Origin of the sequence: Glaesserella parasuis, assembly GCF_002015085.1 — a bacterium.
Taxonomy (GTDB): domain Bacteria; phylum Pseudomonadota; class Gammaproteobacteria; order Enterobacterales; family Pasteurellaceae; genus Glaesserella; species Glaesserella parasuis.
This window is the reverse complement of record NZ_MUXW01000051.1, coordinates 13,822-31,996: the sequence shown is the minus strand read 5'-3', so window position 1 is coordinate 31,996 and position 18,175 is coordinate 13,822. Positions and strand designations below refer to the sequence as shown.

At 40.9% G+C, this 18,175-nt stretch carries 18 protein-coding genes and 1 pseudogene; 16 read left to right on the top strand and 3 right to left on the bottom strand.

Annotation, left to right across the window (positions count from 1 at the left end; translation table 11 throughout):
• On the bottom strand, nt 1–180 hold a 180-nt coding region (locus tag B0183_RS10560; RefSeq protein ID WP_131826775.1), incomplete at its 3' end, for a transposase family protein.
• 177 nt (nt 181–357) lie between these two features.
• On the opposite strand from B0183_RS10560, the gene rsxA reads away from it, so the two are divergent.
• The 12 genes from rsxA (at nt 358) to B0183_RS10500 (ending at nt 12,039) form a co-directional block, all read left to right on the top strand.
• The gene (gene rsxA / locus B0183_RS10555) at nt 358–939 is read left to right on the top strand and encodes an electron transport complex subunit RsxA (protein ID WP_021116380.1); all 582 of its coding nucleotides are present in this window, start codon (nt 358–360) and stop codon (nt 937–939) included.
• On the top strand, nt 939–1,547 hold the full coding sequence (rsxB, locus tag B0183_RS10550) for an electron transport complex subunit RsxB (protein ID WP_078208768.1): 609 nt from the start codon (nt 939–941) through the stop codon (nt 1,545–1,547). Before rsxA ends, rsxB begins: the two co-directional genes overlap by 1 nt.
• A complete protein-coding gene (gene rsxC, locus B0183_RS10545) occupies nt 1,537–3,426 on the top strand; it encodes an electron transport complex subunit RsxC (protein ID WP_078208767.1) in 1,890 nt (629 codons plus the stop codon). The genes rsxB and rsxC overlap by 11 nt, the downstream gene beginning before the upstream one ends.
• 139 nt (nt 3,427–3,565) lie before the next feature.
• The gene (locus B0183_RS10540; RefSeq protein WP_021116378.1) at nt 3,566–4,198 is read left to right on the top strand and encodes a trimeric intracellular cation channel family protein; all 633 of its coding nucleotides are present in this window, start codon (nt 3,566–3,568) and stop codon (nt 4,196–4,198) included.
• A 30-nt stretch (nt 4,199–4,228) separates the two neighbouring features.
• Nucleotides 4,229–5,296 (top strand): electron transport complex subunit RsxD, encoded by a 1,068-nt coding sequence (rsxD, locus tag B0183_RS10535; RefSeq protein ID WP_062924197.1) that lies wholly within the window; start codon nt 4,229–4,231, stop codon nt 5,294–5,296.
• Nucleotides 5,293–5,925, top strand: coding sequence for an electron transport complex subunit RsxG (gene rsxG / locus B0183_RS10530; protein WP_062924198.1), 633 nt, complete (start codon nt 5,293–5,295; stop codon nt 5,923–5,925). Before rsxD ends, rsxG begins: the two co-directional genes overlap by 4 nt.
• 21 nt (nt 5,926–5,946) lie before the next feature.
• Nucleotides 5,947–6,636, top strand: a complete 690-nt coding sequence (locus tag B0183_RS10525; RefSeq protein WP_035490863.1) for an electron transport complex subunit E — start codon at nt 5,947–5,949, stop codon at nt 6,634–6,636.
• Nucleotides 6,637–6,645: 9 nt separating this feature from the next.
• Nucleotides 6,646–7,596 (top strand): lauroyl-Kdo(2)-lipid IV(A) myristoyltransferase, encoded by a 951-nt coding sequence (gene lpxM, locus B0183_RS10520; RefSeq protein WP_062924199.1) that lies wholly within the window; start codon nt 6,646–6,648, stop codon nt 7,594–7,596.
• Nucleotides 7,597–7,616: 20 nt separating this feature from the next.
• A complete protein-coding gene (locus B0183_RS10515) occupies nt 7,617–8,366 on the top strand; it encodes a class I SAM-dependent methyltransferase (RefSeq protein WP_062924200.1) in 750 nt (249 codons plus the stop codon).
• Nucleotides 8,367–8,709: 343 nt separating this feature from the next.
• Nucleotides 8,710–9,993: an NAD(P)/FAD-dependent oxidoreductase gene (locus B0183_RS10510; RefSeq protein ID WP_078208766.1), complete on the top strand. Its 1,284-nt coding sequence runs from the start codon at nt 8,710–8,712 to the stop codon at nt 9,991–9,993.
• 45 nt (nt 9,994–10,038) lie between these two features.
• The gene (gene tcdA / locus B0183_RS10505) at nt 10,039–10,812 is read left to right on the top strand and encodes a tRNA cyclic N6-threonylcarbamoyladenosine(37) synthase TcdA (RefSeq protein ID WP_020457522.1); all 774 of its coding nucleotides are present in this window, start codon (nt 10,039–10,041) and stop codon (nt 10,810–10,812) included.
• Between the two features lie 240 nt (nt 10,813–11,052).
• Complete coding sequence (locus B0183_RS10500) at nt 11,053–12,039, top strand: amidohydrolase family protein (protein WP_010786502.1); 987 nt, start codon at nt 11,053–11,055, stop codon at nt 12,037–12,039.
• Nucleotides 12,040–12,072: 33 nt separating this feature from the next.
• Here B0183_RS10500 and lolE read toward each other — a convergent pair whose 3' ends face one another.
• Complete coding sequence (gene lolE / locus B0183_RS10495) at nt 12,073–13,323, bottom strand: lipoprotein-releasing ABC transporter permease subunit LolE (RefSeq protein WP_078208765.1); 1,251 nt, start codon at nt 13,321–13,323, stop codon at nt 12,073–12,075.
• On the bottom strand, nt 13,323–14,009 hold the full coding sequence (gene lolD, locus B0183_RS10490; RefSeq protein WP_021114396.1) for a lipoprotein-releasing ABC transporter ATP-binding protein LolD: 687 nt from the start codon (nt 14,007–14,009) through the stop codon (nt 13,323–13,325). Before lolD ends, lolE begins: the two co-directional genes overlap by 1 nt.
• Nucleotides 14,010–14,365: 356 nt before the next feature.
• Between lolD and can the strand changes: the two genes are divergently transcribed.
• From can to B0183_RS10465, 4 genes and pseudogenes are all read left to right on the top strand, one after another.
• The gene (gene can, locus B0183_RS10485) at nt 14,366–15,028 is read left to right on the top strand and encodes a carbonate dehydratase (RefSeq protein ID WP_005712827.1); all 663 of its coding nucleotides are present in this window, start codon (nt 14,366–14,368) and stop codon (nt 15,026–15,028) included.
• A 52-nt stretch (nt 15,029–15,080) separates the two neighbouring features.
• A complete protein-coding gene (locus tag B0183_RS10480) occupies nt 15,081–15,830 on the top strand; it encodes an SDR family oxidoreductase (RefSeq protein ID WP_021111680.1) in 750 nt (249 codons plus the stop codon).
• Between the two features lie 175 nt (nt 15,831–16,005).
• Nucleotides 16,006–16,583, top strand: a pseudogene (locus tag B0183_RS12820) (glutathionylspermidine synthase family protein).
• Between the two features lie 186 nt (nt 16,584–16,769).
• On the top strand, nt 16,770–18,065 hold the full coding sequence (locus B0183_RS10465) for an NCS2 family permease (RefSeq protein ID WP_078208762.1): 1,296 nt from the start codon (nt 16,770–16,772) through the stop codon (nt 18,063–18,065).
• The last annotated feature ends 110 nt before the right edge of the window (nt 18,066–18,175 follow it).

Below are 18,175 nucleotides of genomic sequence, written 5' to 3'. Positions count from 1 at the left end.
AAAAGGACGATATTTTCGCAACCAATCCAAATGTAATTCGCCAAAAAGTTTGATTTCAGTCCAGCTGTTTGCCCCCGACATCACGGCACTGACGACGAGAAAAACGATGTCTAAAAAGTGGTGTTTTTGATTATAGGCTCGTGGGTCGGATAAATTTTCAAAAAAACAAAAAACGCTCATTTTACAACCTGATTTGATATGGATAATTAAGGTGTATTAGATCATAAATTTGAGAAAGATGCGATCTTGCCCTGGTCGCTTGTAAGTGAGTTGATGTAAATAGGTTGTTCATTACAGCAAAAAAGCCGATAATACACGACATTTTTTAGATTTTCTGATGATAAATTCGTGGGTTAAATGGTTGAGTATATTCTGTTAATTATCAGTACGGCGTTAATCAATAACTTCGTGCTTGTGAAATTCTTGGGGCTTTGTCCGTTTATGGGCGTGTCGAAAAAGGTTGAAACAGCTATCGGTATGGGTATGGCGACAACTTTCGTTTTGACGGTCGCTTCGCTTTCTGCTTATTTGGTCGAAACCTATCTGCTCGTTCCCCTTGAAGCTCAGTTTTTACGCACCTTGGTCTTTATTTTGGTGATTGCGGTGATTGTGCAATTAACTGAAATGATCGTACACAAAACCAGCCCTGCTCTTTATCGTTTACTGGGTATCTATTTGCCACTGATTACTACTAACTGTGCGGTATTAGGGGTGGCGTTGTTGAACGTGAATTTATCTAATAATCTTGTGCAGTCTGTGCTTTACGGCTTCGGTGCGGCGGCAGGGTTTTCATTAGTTTTAGTGCTTTTTTCAGCTTTGCGTGAGCGGTTGGTTGCAGCAGATGTGCCTAGAGCCTTTCAAGGTGCGTCCATTGCGTTAATTACCGCAGGGTTGATGTCATTAGCCTTTATGGGCTTTACAGGTTTGGTAAAAATCTAATGTTCGATCATTCCATTATTCTCTATATTTTACTTGCGATTGCAGCGATTGCCTTGGTTTTTGGGGCGATGCTGGGCTATTCATCGGTTAAGCTGAAAGTTGAAGCCGATCCAATTGTTGAACAGATCGATGCCTTGTTACCACAAAGCCAATGTGGACAATGTGGCTACCCTGGTTGTAAGCCCTATGCGGAAGCGGTGGCAAATGGCGATGACATTACGAAATGTATCCCGGGTGGGCAAGCAACGGTGGTGAAAATCGCTGAATTGCTTGGGGTTGATGTTCCTGAAACATCAGGCGAAGAGCCCGTGGCAAAGGTGGCGTATATTCACGAAGAGTTGTGTATCGGCTGTACCAAATGCATTGCAGCTTGCCCTGTTGATGCGATTGTCGGGACAAACAAAGCGATGCATACGGTGATTGCCGATTTTTGTACAGGGTGTGAACTCTGTGTTGCCCCTTGCCCGACTGATTGTATTGAAATGATAAAAGTGAAACAAACGACACAAAACTGGAACTGGAAATTTGATGCGAATTTGGTGATCCCGATTGTGAATACCACTGAAGTTGAAAAGAAAATTGTGGTTGGGGGAAGTAATGCAAGCTGATGTATTAAGCCGTATTCGTGAAGGAAAGTTATGGGATTTCCCTGGCGGTATCCACCCGCCTGAAATGAAAAAACAGTCGAACCAAAAGCCGATCCGTTCGTTACATCTGCCGAAATTTTTCTATGTGCCTGTGTTGCAACATTCGGGAACGGCTGGGGACGTGATTGTTCAGCAAGGGGATTTGGTGCTGAAAGGGCAAGCCTTGACGAAAGGGGATAATTATCGCCAACTGCCTGTTCATAGTCCGACTTCAGGAAAAGTGGTCGCTATTCAGCCCCACGTTTCATCACACCCGTCTGGCTTACCCGAATTAACCATTGTGATTGAAACGGACGGCGAAGATAAGTGGATCGAACGTCAGCCGATTGATGATTTTTTAAGCCTAACAAGCGATCAGATTATTCAAAAAGTTTACCAAGCCGGGATCGCAGGCTTAGGCGGTGCGGTCTTCCCAACATCACACAAATTACATTTTGCCGATAAACGCTGTAAGTTATTGATTATTAACGGTGCAGAATGCGAACCTTATATCACCTGTGATGATCGTTTAATGCAAGATTATGCCGATGAGATGATCGAAGGTGTGCGGATTTTACGCTATGTGCTTCGCCCTGAAGAAGTGGTGATCGCCATTGAAGATAATAAACCGAAAGCGATACAAGCGGTCGAAAAGGCGTTAAAAGGTGCAAATGATATTAGCGTGCGAGTGATCCCGACTAAATATCCGTCGGGGGCAAGCGATCAGTTGGTGCAAGTACTGACAGGGCTAGAAATTCCGCAAGGTAAACGAACCATTGAGATGGGCATTGTGATGCACAATGTCGGAACGGCATTTGCAGTAAAACGTGCGGTAATGGACGATGAGCCGTTAATTGAGCGAGTGGTGACGCTGACGGGCGATAAAATCCGCAATAAAGGCAACGTTTGGGCAAGGCTCGGCACGCCGATTTTGCATTTGCTTGAACAAGTGGATTATCAAGCGGATGAACGTTTTCCTGTCTTTTTAGGTGGGCCGATGATGGGCTTTATTTTGCCGTCACTACAATCACCGGTTACCAAAACAGCAAACTGTATTATCGCCCCTGATCACTTTGAATATGCACCGCCAGAACCAGAGCGAAATTGTATTCGTTGTTCAAGCTGTTCTGATGCTTGTCCTGTCGATTTGTTACCGCAACAACTTTACTGGTTTGCCCGTGCAGAAGATCACGATAAATCAAAGGAATACCATTTAGATGCTTGTATAGAGTGCGGTGTTTGTGCCTACGTTTGCCCTAGTTACATTCCGCTTATTCAGTATTTCCGCCAAGAAAAAGCCAAGATCCAAGAAGTCGATCAAAAAGCCAAACAAGCGGAAGAAGCGAAGATCCGTTTTGAAACTCGTGAAGCCCGTTTAAATAAAGAGAAAGAAGCTCGCACGGCGCGTATTCAACAAGCTGCAGAAAAACGTCGTGAAGAAGTGGCAAATAGTCAAGGGGAAGACCCAGTTAAAGCGGCACTTGAACGCTTGAAAGCGAAAAAAGCAGAAACGGCTACCCCAGTTCAAACCAAAGCCAACGGTGAGCCAGATAACAGCGAATTGATGGCACAACGTAAGGCAAGACGGTTGGCGAAGCAGGTGGAAGTTAGCCCTCTCCCTGATTCTCGCGACATTACGTCGCTTGAATTTGTCCCTCTCCCGCAAGCGGGCGAGGGGAATGATCCACGCAAAGCGGCAGTTGCGGCAGCTTTAGCCAGAGCAAAAGCGAAGAAAGAAGCACAGCAAGCGGTGGTTTCTGATGAAAATGTTGCAAAAGCTGAAGTTGCGGAAGATTCAAGAAAAGCAGCAGTTGCAGCAGCGATTGCAAGGGCGAAGGCGAAAAAAGAAGCTCAGAAATAGCATAGTAGGGACACACTGCGTGTGTCCGCATTAGTTAAACCCCCACAACGTTGATTTACGGACACACGCAGTGTGTCCCTACATATATTATTGTTATGAAAGTGACACAAGTAAATGAACTAATAATTAAGGAACACAAATGAACGAATTATTTCCCCCATTTCCGTGGTCGTTTTTGTTTATTCAAGACTTGATTGGTACTATTGTTTTTGCGATTTCAGGGGCGATTGCGGCACGCCAGCACAAAATGGATATTTTCGGTATGTTTGTATTAGCTTTTGTGACAGGCGTGGGCGGTGGAACCTTGCGAGATGTGATGATTAGCAGTACCCCTGTGTTTTGGATGAAACAGCCGATTTATGTGCTGATGATTTCAGTGGCGGTAGTGATTGTGGCAATTTTGAAAAATCAGATCGACCGTGATTATTGGAAAAAAGGCTTGTTGATTTTTGATGCGATTGGGTTGGGGGTGTTTACTGTAATTGGTGTGCAAAAAGGGCTGGATTTTGGCTTGCATCCGTTAATTTGTGTTGCATTAGGCGGTGTAACAGGCTGTTTTGGTGGGCTTATTCGGGATATTTTACGCAACGAAGTGCCGGTCATTTTACAAAAAGAAGTGTATGTGACCGCAAGTCTTGTTGGCGGTATTATTTTTATTTTGTTCCGTGATGCTGGGTTTGAAAGTAATTGGATTGATGTGGCAACGGTAACGACGGTCATTGCAATCCGAATGCTCACGATTAAATTTAATATGCATTTGCCGAAGATTTAGCAAATTTAGACGATATAAAGGAAACATTTGATGTTTAAAATGATCAGTTCCCCCCACACGCATTCCAACAACTTGACAGCAAATTTTATGCTGTGGGTGGTTGGTGCTATGTTGCCTGCATTAGTGGTGCAGTGGTATTTTTTTGGTTACGGGGTATTCATTCAGGCGAGCTTGGCGATTGGCTTGGCTGTGGTGATTGAAATTGCCGTTGCAAAATTGCGTGGTAAAGCGACCGCTTTCTATTTGGCGGATTTATCGGGGATTTTGACAGCATTGATTTTGGCGATGGCTATTCCGCCCTATGCACCTTATTGGGTAATTGTGATTGGCGTGATTGTGGCGTTGTTGCTGGCAAAGCACGTTTATGGCGGTTTGGGGCAGAATTTATTTAACCCTGCAATGATTGGCTATGCGTTGTTGTTGGTGTCATTCCCTGTGCAAATGACGGCGTGGTTGCCTCCTTTGGCGTTATTAAATGAGCCACCGACGTTAGCGGATAGTTTTTCGCTGATTTTTGCAAATGTCACCACGGACGGCTTTAACGTTCATCAACTTATTCAAAGTGTCGATGGCGTGTCGTCTGCCACAGTGTTAGACGGCTCAAAACAGGCTATGAGTAGCATTAAAGATAATGTGACCTTAGGTATTCAGTTAGACAAACTTTTTGCAGATGTGTTGCTCGGCGGTTGGGGGCAAGTGAATTTAGCCTTTTTGCTTGGTGGTTTGTTATTGATTTATAAGCGAATTATTCATTGGCAAATTCCTGTTGCGATGTTGGGGGCTTTTGCCTTGTTGAGCTTTGCGACAGATTTTGTGTCAGAAACGGCTCGTTGGACGGCTCAAGCCCAGTTATTTAGTGGGGCGATGATGTTCGGGGCATTCTTTATTGCAACCGATCCTGTCACCGCTTCAATCACGCCAAAAGGCAAACTGATTTTCGGGGCGTTGGTCGGTTTGTTGATTTATTTCATTCGTTATTATGGCAACTACCCTGACGGCGTGGCGTTTGCGGTGTTGTTGGCAAACATCTGTGTGCCGTTAATCGACCACTATACTCAGCCTCGTTTATACGGCACAAAATTAGGACGGAAACAATGAAAACATCAGTGATTACCACACGTTACGCCCTGATTTTAGGGGCGATAGCCTTACTATGTACGGCGGTTTCGACGGGCGTTTATCTGCTGACTAAAAGTCGAATTGATGCGGTTACGGCAGAACAGCAACGGCAATTATTATTAGAAGTTGTGCCACAAGTACATTTTGATAATGATCTATTAGCAACTTGCAAAGTGGTTAAACTTCCTGAAGCGCCGTTTTTAAATAAAATCTATATGGCAAAAAAAGGCTCGGATCTGACCGCTTACGCCATTCAAGCCACCGCTCCAGACGGCTATTCGGGCAATATAGAGCTGTTGATGGGTATTCAGCCTGACGGCACGGTATTAGGTGTACGAACCCTTGCTCATAAAGAAACGCCGGGGCTAGGCGATAAGATTGAAACGCGTATTAGCGATTGGATTTACAGCTTCACCAACCGCAAATTTAGCTTAGAGAATGAAGGCGAATGGGCGGTAAAAAAAGACGGTGGTACCTTCGATCAATTTACTGGTGCGACCATTACACCAAGAGCGGTGGTGAATAATGTTCGCCAAAGTGCAAAATGGGTGATTACTCAGTTAAAGCAAAAGCCTGAAATGGTGGAAGGTTTTTTGAGTTGTAAATAATGAAAAATTTAGAGATAAAATATGCAAGAAACCCAAATCCCTATTACTCAAATTGAAGAAACGACAGCCGAAGCAAAATCTTCAGTTTGGAAAAATTTATTTACGCAAGGTGTATGGACAAATAACTCGACTTTAGTTCAGCTACTTGGATTGTGTCCGTTGTTGGCGGTGTCGAATAATATCACAAATGCCTTGGGCTTAGGATTGGCAACCTTATTGGTTTTGACCATTACAAATACGATCATTTCCTTGTTCCGTAAGGTTATTCCGCACGATATCCGTATTCCGATTTATGTGATGATTATTGCAACTGCGGTGACGACTATTCAGTTGTTAATGAATGCCTTTGCTTTTCCTGTGTATCAATCTTTGGGTATTTTCGTGCCGTTGATTGTGACAAACTGTATTGTCATCGGTCGGGCGGAAGCCTTTGCCTCCAAAAATAGTATCGCCCATTCAGCTTTTGATGGCTTTGCGATGGGGTTGGGGATGACGTTAAGCCTTGTGGTGCTTGGGGCGATACGAGAAATTATTGGTAACGGTACACTGTTTGACGGCTTGGATTTATTGCTAGGCAGTTGGGCAAAAGCCTTAAGAATGGATCTGCTACATTTAGATTCAGGCTTGCTATTAGCCATTTTACCACCTGGGGCATTTATTGGTTTGGGATTGATTTTGGCGGTGAAAAATATTATCGACCGTAAGAAATAGGGCAAAAGAATGTCAGAACGTGAAACATATCGAGTAGGTTATCAACATCAGTTTCAAAAAGCCTTTTTACACCCGAAATATTGGGGAATTTGGCTAGGAATGTTGGGACTAGTGATCTTGGCTTATGTGCCATTTCGTTGGCGTGATAAGCTGGCGACCTGGGTAGGAAAAATCGTTGCTAAAAAGCTGAAAGGGAAAAAGCAATATCATCGAGCGGATAGCAATTTACGCTACTGTTTTCCTGATTGGCCGGAAGAGAAGCGGTCAGATGTGATTGAAAAAATGTTTATTACTGTCGCTCAAACGATGTTAGGAATTGGTGAAATTGCGTTGCGTTCTGTTGAACATATTCAAAAACGTAGTGAGTTTTCAGGTTTGGATATTGTACGAGAAGCGAGAGCGAACGGTAAAAACGTGATTTTACTCGTGCCACATACTTGGTCGATTGATGCGTCGGGGATTATTATGCATACCTACGGAATGCCAATGGTTTCAATGTATAACCCACATCATAATCCCCTTGTCGATTGGCTTTGGAATCGCACTCGCGAACGTTTTGGCGGCAAAATGCATACCCGTCAAAATGGGATTAAACCCTTTTTAAATGATGTGCGTAAAGGGTGTTTGGGTTATTTTTTGCCCGATGAAGACTTCGGTGAAGCCTTGAGTGTGTATGTGCCATTTTTTGCGACTGAAAAAGCAACATTGCCAGGGCTAGCGAAAATGGCTCGTGTGGCAAGTGCAGTGGTGATCCCAATGTTCCCGATTTACAATGCGGAAAAAGGCGTGTATCAAATTGAAATTTTGCCACCGCTTGAATTTGCAGGTGATGAGCAACAGTCGGCACGGCAAATGAACGAAGTGATTGAGTACTTTGTGCCAAAAAATCCAGAGCAATATGTCTGGATCTTGCGTATCTTGAAAACTCGCCGTGATGGTGAAGATATTTACAAGCGGTAGGATTTGAGAGATTTTTGCAAATGAAAACCAGCATCTACGACAACCCGATTTTCTTTGAACGCTATCTTAAACTGCGTGAAAATCCGATAAGCCTAAATGAAGTGGTGGAAAAGCCTACGATGTTTTCGCTTTTACCTGATCTGAACGGAAAAAAAGTGCTGGATTTAGGTTGCGGGGCTGGTGGCCATTTGTTGCATTATATGGCAATGGGGGCGAAACAGGTTGTAGGCTTAGATTTATCTCAATCTATGCTTGAACAAGCTGAAAAAGATTTTGCAAAAAATAGCGTAGATCCGGCCGCTTACCGTTTTTATTGCTTACCGATGGAAGCCTTATCCACCATAGCAGAAAGCTATTTTGATCTGGTGACAAGCTCTTTTGCTTTTCATTATATAAAAGATTTATCTTCCTTATTAACGCAGATTTCTGCCAAATTAAAACCACAAGGGCAACTGATTTTTTCGCAAGAACACCCGATTGTAACTTGTTTTAAAGAAGGTGAGCGTTGGGAAAAAATCAATAGGCAACAAGTCGCATACCGCTTAAATTATTACCGTGATGAAGGTGAGCGTGATCGTAATTGGTTTCAGCAATCTTTTAAAACTTACCACCGCACTACCGCCACCATTTTAAATACCCTTATTCAAAGCAATTTCACCATTGAGCAAGTGGAAGAGCCTATGCTTGCCGATCAAGTTGAATGGCACAACGAATTTAAAGATCTTCAACATCGCCCCCCATTACTGTTCATAAAATCAGTGAAAAAATAAGGCTTTTTCTATCCACAAAGCCTGTGGATAACTTTGTGGATTACTTTTTTAAAACACGCCAAACCCTTGATAATTCATAGGGTTTTTCCTCCCTCTTTACGATTGCTTATAAAATAGCTTTTGTTTAAAAATCAATAGGTTATATTTTGGCTAGAGGTTAAATGTAAAAAAAATTAGATTTTTTCACCTTTTTTTACTTGACATCATTTGCCTGTGCAAAACTTATCAAATATCTATCTATTTATTTATTCCACTGAAATAATTTGTAAATCTACCTAGATCATTCAGTAGCTAAGGTTTAGAATGCCTTTAGTTTTAATATTTATTCATTTCGGAGCAAACAATGGAAACGATCGTTATCGTTGGCGGCGGTGCAGGTGGATTAGAGCTTGCAACTTATTTAGGTAACAAATTAGGTAAAAAGAAAAAGGCAAATATTGTTTTGGTGGATAAAAATATTAGCCATTTATGGAAACCGTTACTTCATGAAGTTGCAACAGGCTCTTTAGATGATGGTACTGATGCTTTAAGTTATCGTGCTCATGCGAAAAATCATCACTTTGAATTTCGTCAAGGCACATTAACTCAAGTTAAACCAGCAGAAAAAATCATTGTATTAGCCCCAATCTATGATGAGGCGGGGGAATTATTAGTAGCGGAACGTACCATTGTCTATGATAAATTGGTTCTTGCAATCGGAAGTCGCTCAAATGATTTTAATACGCCTGGTGTTGCAGAACACTGTATTTTCTTAGACAGTTCAGAGCAAGCAAAAGTATTCCATAAACGTATGATGGAATTGTTTTTGAAATTTTCAAATAATAATGAAAAAGAAGTTCATATCGCTGTTGTTGGTGGCGGGGCTACAGGTATTGAACTATCCGCAGAACTGTATAATGCGGTTAAACATTTAAATTCTTATGGATATGGTAAGTTAGATAATACTAGCTTGAAGGTGACATTATTAGAAGCAGGAGAACGCTTGTTGCCTGCGTTACCAGAAAGGGTATCGGCATCTGCAATTAAAGAGTTACGTGCATTGGGTGTAGATGTGTTAACCAATACTCCTGTTATTCGTGCAACTGCGGAGGGATTAGTTACTAAATATGATGAAAACTTTAAAGCAGATCTGATGGTTTGGGCGGCAGGTGTTAAAGCCCCTGAAATAACAAAAACATTTGGCTTTGAAACTAATCGTATTAATCAAATTGCAATCAAAGATACTTTACAGACATTAACTGATGAGAACGTCTATGTGATTGGTGACTGTGCCTTTTTGCTACAAGCAGATGGTAAGCCTGTTCCTCCTAGAGCCCAATCGGCACATCAAATGGCAGCGGTTTGTGGTAAAAATATCTTAGCACAATTAGAAAACAAACCTTTAAAGGCTTTTATATTTGATGATAAAGGCTCGCTAATTTCTTTCTCTCGTTTTGGTACAGTAGGTAGTCTAATGGGGAATTTAACTAAAGGCTCAATGTTTATTGAAGGGAAGATCGCCCGTATGGCATACCTTTCACTTTATCGTATGCACCAAGTGGCTCTACACGGTTGTGTCAAAACAGGGTTGATTATGTTGGTTGGTAGAATTAATCGTTTTTTAAGACCAACGATGAAGTTGCATTAACCCTCAACAAATTCGAAGTAGTTTATGTAGAGCTAAAGGATTAACATGGCAAGAATAGACAACTACGAACAACGTTTTGGCGGAATTGGTCGTCTTTATACAGCTGAAGGATTAGCCAAATTACGTCAATCGCACATTTGTGTGATTGGGATTGGCGGTGTCGGATCTTGGGCGGTGGAAGCGTTGGCTCGTTCAGGTATTGGTAAATTAACCTTAATTGATATGGACGATATTTGTGTCACCAACATTAATCGCCAAATCCACGCAATGTCGGGCGAGATCGGTAAATTGAAAACGGAAGTGATGCAAGAGCGGATCGCTAAAATCAATCCTGAATGTGAAGTGACGATCATTGATGATTTTCTTACACTGGATAATTTAACTGATTATTTGTTAAGAGATTATGATTATGTGATTGATGCGATTGATAGCGTTAGGGTGAAAGCAGCGTTAATTGCATTTTGTAAGCGTAATAAAATTAAGATAATCACCACAGGCGGTGCAGGTGGGCAAACTGATCCAACGCAAATTCAGATCACGGATTTAAGTAAAACTATTCAAGATCCTCTAGCGTCTAAGGTGCGTAGCCTATTGCGAAAAGAGTATAATTTCAGCCAAAACCCTAAACGTAAATTTGGTATTGATTGTGTATTCTCTACTCAGCCATTGATTTTCCCTAAAATGAGAGAGGGCTGTGAAGTGTCTGCAACAATGAATTGTGCCAATGGTTTTGGTGCAGCGACTATGGTTACTGCCACTTTTGGCTTTTTTGCCGTTTCTCGAGTAATTGAAAAATTATTAAGAGAAGCGACCGCTTAAAATTTGATATTTTATTTAAAGCAAACGTTTGCATTAAGAAGAGAAACAAGATAAAATGTAGCCCTAGTGCCAAGAAAGGAACTAGAAATGCAACCAAATCATATAACAGTATCCAACACACTTTTTCAGCTGAGCTTCGCTATTCAACGAAGCTTGGCTGTTTTTTTATCGCATTATTTTTCCATTTCTAGAAGATCTCATTTTTGAGATTTTTTTTGCCCATATTTTAGAGGATAAGCAATGAGCCAGTTAATTCGTACTTTAAAAAGCCATATTCGTGATGAAGTGATTAAAAAAGGGGGCTGGGTTAATTCCCACGCGCACGCAGATAGAGCATTCACTATGACACCTGAGAAAATCAAAATTTATCAAAATGCCAATTTACAACAGAAATGGGATTTAGTTGATGAAGTCAAACGAAATTCAAGCGTAGAAGATTATTACCGCCGTTTTAGCCAAGCGATTGAGTTGATGATTTCACAAGGGGTAACTGCATTTGGGACTTTCGTTGATATTGACCAAGTCTGCGAAGACCGTGCGATTTTGGCAGCACATAAAGCACGCGAAGTGTATAAAAACGATATTATTCTACGTTTTGCAAATCAAACTTTAAAAGGTGTAATCGAACCTAATGCTCGCAAGTGGTTTGATATTGGTTCAGAAATGGTGGATATGATTGGCGGCTTACCCTATCGTGATGAATTGGACTATGGAAAAGGTTTAGAAGCGATGGATATTTTGATGGATACCGCAAAATCACAAGGTAAAATGCTTCACGTTCACGTCGATCAATTTAACAATCCAAAAGAGAAAGAAACAGAGCAATTGTGTGATAAAGCGGTGGAACACGGAATGCAAGGGCGTGTGGTGGCTATTCACGGGATTTCAATCGGTGCTCACCCTAGAGAGTATCGTCAGATGCTTTATAAGAAAATGAAAGCCGTTGATATGATGATGATTGCTTGTCCGATGGCGTGGATTGATAGCCCTCGTAAAGATGAAGTTTTACCATTCCATAATGCTTTAACGCCTGCTGATGAGATGATCCCAGAGGGAATTACTGTGGCAATTGGTACAGATAATATCTGTGACTATATGGTTCCTCTTTGTGAGGGGGATATGTGGCAAGAACTTAGCCTACTTTCCGCAGGTTGCCGTTTTACCAATCTCGAAGAAATGGCAAATATTGCAAGCGTGAATGGACGGAAGGTGTTGGGGTTGATATAACTTCCGTTCTAAATAGTCATACTCTAAAAGTATTTAATGCCCACTCAACACCTTCGCAGGTTCTAATTTAGAAGCTCTAATCGCAGGATAAAGGCTTGCGATTAGGCTTAAAATTAGGGTGGCGAGAAGTACCCAAACAATGTCTAGCCAATGAATTTCGCTTGGTAAAAAGTCAATAAAATACACCCCGTCTGAGAGCAATTTCATTCCGATTAAACCTTCAAACCATTTAATAATCGCAGTTAAATTCATTGATACAACTACACCTAATGCCACGCCGAATAACGCCCCTTTCATACCTGAAATTAAACCGTACCAAAGGAAAATATGTTGAATAAAACGGTTGTTTGCCCCTAAGGTTCGCTGAATGGCAATATCGCCTTGTTTGTCTTTAACTGCCATTACTAAGGTCGAAATGATGTTAAAGCACGCCACACCAATCACAAGCACCATCGCAATGTACATCACCGTGCGGATCAGTTGAATATCGTTGTACATATAGCCAAATTTATCAATCCACGTTTGCATATATAGTTGCTGTGGGTAATTCGCTAATTCAGAGAAGGTAATCTCTCTGACTTGAAACGGCTGTTTCACCGCTAATTCAATGCCTGTATATTGGCTTGGTTTCAGTTCTAACAGTTCTTGGGCTTTTGCAATCGGAAGCAGTGCGTAACTGTGATCAAGTTGTCCGTCTAAACGCAAAATACCGGTCATCGTTAAGCTAAAACGCAAAGGTTGAGCCAATTTGCCGTCGTCGGTTGGTTGTGACAATAACAGAGTGACTTCATCGCCAACGTTGATGTCCAGAGAACGAGCAATTCCAGCCCCTAAAACTAAACCGCCCTCTTGCTTGAACGCTTGCCATTGATCTTGCGGAATAAATTGGGTGAGCTGGCTCACTTGTTCTTGTTTGGTTGGATCTATTCCCCGAACCTGTGCAATCTTTAGCTGGCTACCATTTTCAATCAAGCCAGTAAAGCTGACAAACGGCGATAAAGCGGTCACATTTGGGTTATCTTTTACGATATGCTCAAGGCGATCACCTTGTGCAATGGTCGCTGATTTACTTTCGTTATACGCCATAATTTCAGCGTGAGGAACAACGGAAAGCACTCGTTGATTTAGCTCTCGTTCAAAGCCGTTCATCGCACTTAAGCCGATAATCAGCACCGCAACGCCCAACGCAATGCCGACACTAGAAAAGAGCGAAATCAATGACACCAAGCGATTTTTCTGTTTGTCACGCTGATAACGCCAACTGATAAAAAATGGGGTACTCATTAGTTATCCTCACGCAATACGCCGTCTTGCATAATTAAACGGCGGTTTAGTTTATGGGCTAAATTCAAGTCGTGGGTCACTAACAGGAAAGCAATCTGCTGTTCTTGATTTAAACGCTGAATTAGCTCAAAAATACTCTCGGTTGTTTTTTGGTCGAGATTACCGGTCGGTTCATCAGCAAGGACTAACGCAGGGTTATTCACCAACGCACGAGCAATCGCGACACGCTGGCGTTCACCGCCCGATAACGCCGAAGGTCGATGGGTAATTCGGTGAGCCAATCCTACCGCTTGTAACATCTTTTCGGCACGATCTTTGGCTTCCGTTTTATTTTGTTGTCCGATTAACATTGGCATCATCACATTTTCCAACGCAGAAAAATCCGCCATTAAGTGATGAAATTGATAGACAAAGCCTAGATGTTGATTGCGTAGTTTTGCAAGGGCATTGCTACTGAGCTTTTGCAATGATTGCCCTTTGATAAACACCTCGCCGTCACTAGGTTGATCTAAACCGCCAAGAGTGTGTAACAAGGTACTTTTGCCTGAGCCAGAGCTACCAACAATCGCCACAAGTTCGCCTGCATTCATTGAAAAGGATACGTTTTTAAGCACCTGAGTAGCATTTTCGCCCTCTTGGTAAAATTTGCTGATATTTTCACAGCGAAGAAGTTCATTTGATGACATTATGTTTTACTTGTTGAAAGAAATTATTGTGTTTCATCTTAAACAAAAAACGTGGTAGATGCTACATGAAAGCAGTAAAATTCAATCATACTTATGTGATCAGATTAGACTTGTAGGAGCTTCCCCGCTATTTTGCTATAGCATATTGGATTTATTGGAGGGATAAAACTTACTATATAATGTTCTATCCATTTATGGGGATCTCTCTGCTCGTTGAGTTTAATTATTGATTAAATTTGACGGATATGAGTACTCATAATAAGATGAAAACCTTTTTATTCATTAATCTTTGAATAAGAATTGTTCTTTCCCAATTTAAAATTTGGGGTTTGTTTTTTTATACTAAATGGGAATTTATGAAAAAAATTGAACGTCTGTTTGCAAATAATCATGCTTGGGCAACTCAAATGAAAGATGAGCATTCAGATTATTTTAAACAGCTAGCAGAACATCAGAAACCTAGTTTTTTATGGATTGGATGTTCAGATAGTCGAGTTCCTGCTGAGAAGTTGACGGGATTAGAGCCAGGAGAACTATTCGTTCATAGAAATGTGGGGAATCTTGTCATTCACACCGATTTAAATTGTCTTTCAGTTGTACAATATGCTGTGGATGTGCTGGATATCGAACATATTATTATTTGTGGGCATACCAACTGTGGCGGTATTAAGGCTGCAATTGGAATGGAAGATCATGGTTTAATTAGCAATTGGCTACTGCATATTCGAGATCTATGGTTTAAACATAGCCATCTTCTTGGAAAAATATCTCCCGAACATAGGGGGGATATGTTAGTTCGTTTGAATGTAGCGGAACAGGTTTATAATTTGGGACGTTCAACTATTGTTAAATCAGCTTGGGAGAGGGGGAAAAAACTCTCTATTCATGGTTGGGTCTATGATGTTAATGATGGGTTCTTAAATGATCAAGGTGTTATGGCGACAAGTCGAGAGAGCTTAGAGATCACTTATCGTAATGCAATCGCAAAATTATTGAGAGAGGGTGACAATAACTCATAGTCAATTTTTATCCTTCAATATTTTTTACCTATGGTATTTAGGGAGGGGAATTATGAAAACAGCATTGGTAACAGGAGTAACTTCTGGATTCGGTTTAGCTATTTGTCGAACGTTGATTCAGGCAGGTTATAGAGTTATTGGTACAGGGAGACGTATTGAACGGTTAAAGATGTTAAAAGATGAATTCCCAGATCATTTTTTTCCGCTTGCTTTTGATATTCGTAATGCAGATGAAACGATTCATGCTCTAAATAATCGACCAGATTGTTGGAAACATGTCGATTTATTAGTGAATAATGCTGGTTTGGCATTAGGTTTAGATGCTGCATATGAAGCAGATTTAGATGATTGGTACCAAATGATTGATACCAATATCAAAGGGGTGGTTACTATCACCCATTTGATTTTACCAGGAATGGTAGAAAGAAATACTGGGCATATTATTAATTTGGGATCAATAGCTGGCACATATGCTTATCCAGGAGGTAACGTTTATGGGGGGACGAAGGCTTTTTTGAAACAATTTAGTTTAAATTTAAGAGCGGATCTAATTGGGACAGCAATACGTGTGAGTAATGTCGAACCGGGGTTATGTGGTGATACTGAGTTTTCGTATGTCCGCTTTAAAGGTGATAAGGAAAAGGTATCTAAACTTTATGAAAATGTAGAGTATTTAAAACCCGAAGATATTGCAGAAATAGTATTGTGGCTGAATCAACAACCTAATCATGTGAATGTAAATAGCATTGAAATCATGCCTGTATCACAAAGTTTTTCATCACTCATGGTACATAAATCCTAGTTCAATTATAGAGAGTTGAAAAATGATAACAGAAAATATCAAGAGTTCTTTGGCTTACAAATGCTTTTCGTGGCGTTTGAGGCTTTAGTTCTAATCTATTCTGAGTTTACTTGGAGGCTGTTCCGAGCAACTTATTCAACGCGATGTCTATCGAACGAAAGAAGATTGGGGAAATATAGATTATCTTTGTGAAACTGCTTTTCTTGCTAGTTGGAATATTCATCAACTTGCCGTTGAAGATATTGGTTACGATGATGAGAGCCAACAATTCGTTGATCTTCACGGAAATTATATCGATCTCATTTTTAAACTTTATCCACTAGAATGGCTAACTAAAACAGACTTTGCTACTTATATTCCTACGGCAAAAACACAGTTTATTGAGCCGATGTGGAAAAATACCCTAATCATCCACTTTTGTTACCAACCTATCTTTCAAAGCATCAAATATCTCATTCGACAGATCTTTGGATTAAAAAAACAATTTTAGGAAGAGAAGAGGCTAATATTTTCTATCATTCTGAACATCAAGGTATTGAATTTCCAGCAAAAGGAAGTGAGCCCTCTTCTTTTTATGGTTAAATGGCTATGTATTTCAATAAAAAATATGCAATACCTTGCTTTGATGGAATGTATCCAATTATAGGAGCTTGGATTGTTGGGGATACAGCTTGTGGTATAGGTATTCGAGAAGATTTTACCGCAATTACAGGGAATGATAACCACTTTGTACCACATTATTTTGTAGAATAATGCTTAAATAAGCAAACGATTACGTATTTTACATTCTATCCCTTGAGTAATCCTAAGATTTTGGCTACACTCTGAACGAAATAGCCAAGACTTCCTATCTTCTTGTGCATTTAGCACTATCGGTTGCCTTCGTCAATTTCATTTCCATCTTATTTCCTGAAATTCTTTATTTTATTAAGAGGCACTATGCTTGAACGTTTGTTTCAATTGAAAGAAAAAGGCAGTAATGTCAAAACTGAAATTGTGGCAGGGATTACCACATTCTTCACGATGGTTTATATCGTTTTCGTCAACCCATCTATTTTAGGTGTGGCTGGTATGGATACCCAAGTTGTCTTTGTTACCACCTGCTTAATCGCAGCATTCGGAACTATTGCAATGGGGTTGTTCAGTAACCTTCCTATCGCACTCGCCCCTGCAATGGGATTGAATGCATTCTTTGCTTTTGTTGTCGTACAAAAACTTGGTTATAGCTGGCAAACAGGAATGGGAGCAATCTTCTGGGGTTCTGTCGGTTTATTTATCCTCACGATATTGCAAGTTCGCTACTGGTTTATGTCAGCCATTCCACTTGGTTTACGCGTGGGTATTGGTGCAGGTATCGGCTTATTTATTGCGTTAATCGGCTTTAAAAATATGGGGCTCGTTGTCGTAAACCCTGCGACCTTAGTGGCTTTAGGTGAATTGCACGATCCAAAAGTCTTAATGGGCATTTTAGGCTTCTTTATTATCGTGGTACTGGCTGCAAAAGGCATTCATTCAGGTGTGTTAATTTCAATCGTTGTGGTGACTGCATTAGCGTTAATCTTTGATCCTGATGTCAAATTCTCAGGTGTGATTTCAACTCCACCAAGCCTTGAAGCTGTCGTTGGACAAGTTGATGTCGCAGGGGCATTAGATACCGCACTGCTAGGAATTATCTTTTCCTTTATGTTGGTTAATTTATTTGACTCATCAGGTACATTAATTGCAGTTACGAACAAAGCTGGAATTGCAGATGAACAAGGTCGTTTCCCAAAAATGAAACAAGCACTTTATGTCGATAGTGTGAGTGCTATGGCAGGCTCTTATATGGGAACATCAGCAATCAGTACCTATATTGAAAGTGGCTCAGGGGTTTCTGTTGGCGGGCGTACAGGTTTAACCGCTGTTGTTGTGGGTGTGCTTTTCCTATTAACGATCTTCTTCTCACCGCTTGCAGCTGTTGTTCCTGCTTATGCAACAGCTGGTGCCTTAGTGTTTGTTGGCATTTTAATGGCTTCAAGTTTAATTGAAGTTAAATGGGACGACTTAACCGAAGCGACACCTGCATTTATTACTACTGCAATGATGCCATTTACCTATTCGATTACGGAAGGGATTGCTTTTGGTTTCATTAGTTATTCCATTATGAAACTCTGTACAGGTCGAGTAAAAGAGATTAACCCTGCTGTTGCGGTAGTTTCACTGCTCTTTATTGCCAAATTTGTTTGGGTTGGATAATTTCGTCTTGTGAGCACACGTTATGTGCTCACATTACCTCTATGCGATATCATTTCCAGTCTTTACAAAATTTGCCTGTCTAATTAATTTTTTTGACAAAAAAATCTGCA